A 3,107-nucleotide genomic window follows, 5' to 3' on the forward strand; every position below is an offset into this window, starting at 1 on the left:
TTGAGTCACTCATTCTGTCGAAAGCAAACCGAAAAACATCGTATGTTTTGGGGCGTTATTCGTACAAAATGAGTGCATGTCTACATATCAGTATTAACTATATTTGTAGACAATTCATCTTATATTGGGGGCGTTTGCGAGTCAGCTTTCTAAGTCGGAAAGGGGCACATTGCGACTTAGAAAATAGACTATTTGATTCAAAATTAGTGGCTAATGGTATGCGCCAACGCGTAGAGTTCGTCTATTGTCATTTTTTTAAATCTGTGAAAACGTACCTTGCCGTGATCATTTTCGGCCCAAACGCCGGCAAAAAATGAGCCCATAATAATAAAACAAGATTCTATTTTAACCCGCAAGATAGATCAGATAGTTATGCTGATTGGTATTACACTACGGCTAATTTAAAACTGCTGCGCTGGCCGATGCTGGCCCCGCTTCGACTAACGGCATTAAGTACTGCCTGCAAAGAGGCACTGACTATATCGTCGCACTTGGCTGCAGCGCAGTAGCGGGTGCCTTGAATGCTAAGCTGAACATAAGCCATCGCTTTTGCCTGTTCATTTTCAGCCCCTTTTTTGCTCGGCAAGGCATGCTCGTTATAGTCGATTAATACAATATCAGTTTCGATTGATTCACTTAAACCTCTGACAAAAGCATCCAGTACACCTTTACCTTGACCATCTATTGTCACTGAGCCGTTAATGCCGAGTATCTGCGCCTGTAACATATCTTTATTACCTTGACGGTTAAGGCGGTAGCTGTCGACACTTGCGGTTTTCTGTGGTGCTAAATAAGTCTTCGAAAAAATATTGTGAATAATGGTCGATGAGACTTCACTTTCACTGTTTTCGGCATGCTGTTGTACGTGCGGGCTAAAGTCAACCTGCATCCAACGCGGCATTTGAATACCGTAGTCCTGTTCAAGTACATAGGCAACACCACCTTTTCCTGATTGGCTATTGATACGAATAACCTGCTGATAAGTTCGTCCTAAATCACGCGGGTCGATAGGCAGATAAGCAACTTGCCAATGTGTTTCTGGATCATTGATTCGCTGCACCGCATCAATCGCCATACATTTGTTAATCGCATCCTGATGGCTTCCAGAGAAAGCAGCAAAAACTAATTCACCTGCGTAGGCATGACGAGGGTGCACAGCTAATTGTGTGCAGCGTTCAACGGTTGCAATAATACGGTCCATATCAGCAAAGTTTAGTTGTGGATCAATACCCTGGCTATATATGTTCATCGCCATAGTGACGATATCCATATTACCAGTGCGCTCGCCGTTGCCGAGCAATGTGCCTTCGATGCGATCTGCACCGGCCAGCACACCCAGCTCTGCAGCTGCCACACCACAACCGCGGTCGTTATGAGTGTGTAAACTGATGGTCACTGATTGACGATGGCTGATATTGTCACACATCCATTCAATTTGGTCTGCGTAGACGTTAGGTGTTGAGGCTTCAACCGTCGCGGGTAAATTGATAATCACCTTGTTTTCAGGTGTCGGCTGCCAAACGTTAATAACAGCACCACAAACTTCCACGGCGTAATCCATTTCGGTGCCGGTAAAACTCTCGGGTGAATATTGGAATGACCACTTTGTCTCAGGCTGAGCGACAGCAAAATCTCGTACCCATTGTGCGCCTTGTACGGCAATGGCTTTAATTTCATCGCGCGATTTTTTAAATACCTGTTCGCGCTGCACCGTCGAGGTTGAGTTATATAAATGCACAATGGCTTTTTTTGCACCTTTTAAAGCTTCAAAGCTGCGTGCTATTAAGGGCTCGCGTGCCTGTGTTAAAACTTGGATTGTGACATCGTCTGGAATTAAATCCTGTTCAATTAACTGGCGTACAAAATCAAAGTCAGGTGCCGATGCAGCAGGAAAACCCACTTCAATCTCTTTAAAACCAACATCAACCAATAGCTTAAACATATCAAACTTTTGGCTCGGACTCATCGGTTCAATCAGGGCTTGATTACCATCGCGTAAATCAACACTACACCACTGAGGTGCCGCTTCGATAATTTGATTAGGCCAGCGTCTATCCGTTTTTTGAATTGGAGCATAGGCGCGATATTTTCTATGATTAAAACTAGAGTGGATGTTAGCGATATTAGACACGAGTCATTTCCTTTTAGAACGTTGTCAGCGGAGATGTTTAGAGGAATGAATTAGCGAGTTGGTGCACCATTGTAAGGTTATTACCGCCCGTTTCCGGTAAGAAACTTCGCTCGCTATCAATGTACTAACTATAGGATGAATGGCGTAGTGAGTGGTTGCAAAGTAACTCTAAATTCAAGCCATTTATGCAACAACTCACTAGGTAATGTGTTATTGTTAGTGTAAATAACCATATAGGTAAGCTAGTGTGCAGGAAGTCATTAAGTTAGACCGTATTGATAAGAATATTCTTAAGCTGATGCAGGGGAATGCACGTATTAGTAATTTGGAATTAGCCGATAGTGTTGGTTTATCACCAACTCCCTGTTCGCGTCGTGTGAAACGGCTGGAGGAGTCGGGAATAATCGACAAACATGTCACTTTACTGAAACCCGCAGTACTAGGTTTAAACTTGACGGCCATGATTGGTATTTCAATGGATCGCCATACACCGGATCGTTTTGATAACTTTGAACGTGCGATTGCAGCTTTACCTGAGGTACTAGAATGTTTGATTGTGACAGGGCAGACTGCTGATTTTTTGTTAAAAGTGGTGGTGCGCGATATGGAACATTATGAGAAGTTTTTACTCGGGCAGTTAACCAAGTTAGAAGGTGTTACTGGTGTACATTCCAGTTTTGTATTGAGAGAGGTGGTCAAAAAGACCGAACTGCCGCTGGATTGAGTGCTCTGTAGCGGCTCAGTATGTCTGAGTATGGTTTGGTAGGTTTCTAAGTCGCATTGGGGCACAAAGCGCCTTAAAACTTTTGCACTATTTATCTGTTGAGCCTCCCCATTTACGCTCGCTTTCTCCCAATAGCGAGCATAAACACCTCATCTTGTTAGATTAGGGGGTCTACTAGATCGGATCAGGTGCATGACAATACGTAATAGAAAACCTGCCAATGGGCTTATATTCCATACAGATCGTGGCGCA

General features: G+C 43.7%; 2 protein-coding genes. One reads left to right on the forward strand and one right to left on the reverse strand.

All coding sequences use genetic code 11. The annotated features are described in order from the left end of the window. Positions 1 to 385: 385 nt before the first annotated feature. Positions 386 to 2,131: a 2-isopropylmalate synthase gene (leuA, locus tag AC4GME_RS18370; RefSeq protein ID WP_490378179.1), complete on the reverse strand. Its 1,746-nt coding sequence runs from the start codon at positions 2,129 to 2,131 to the stop codon at positions 386 to 388. A gap of 247 nt (positions 2,132 to 2,378) precedes the next feature. Here leuA and AC4GME_RS18375 point away from each other — a divergent pair, with 247 nt between their 5' ends. Then, positions 2,379 to 2,855: an Lrp/AsnC family transcriptional regulator gene (locus AC4GME_RS18375; protein WP_490378178.1), complete on the forward strand. Its 477-nt coding sequence runs from the start codon at positions 2,379 to 2,381 to the stop codon at positions 2,853 to 2,855. Positions 2,856 to 3,107 lie beyond the last annotated feature (252 nt).

Source organism: Psychromonas sp. (assembly GCF_983033635.1).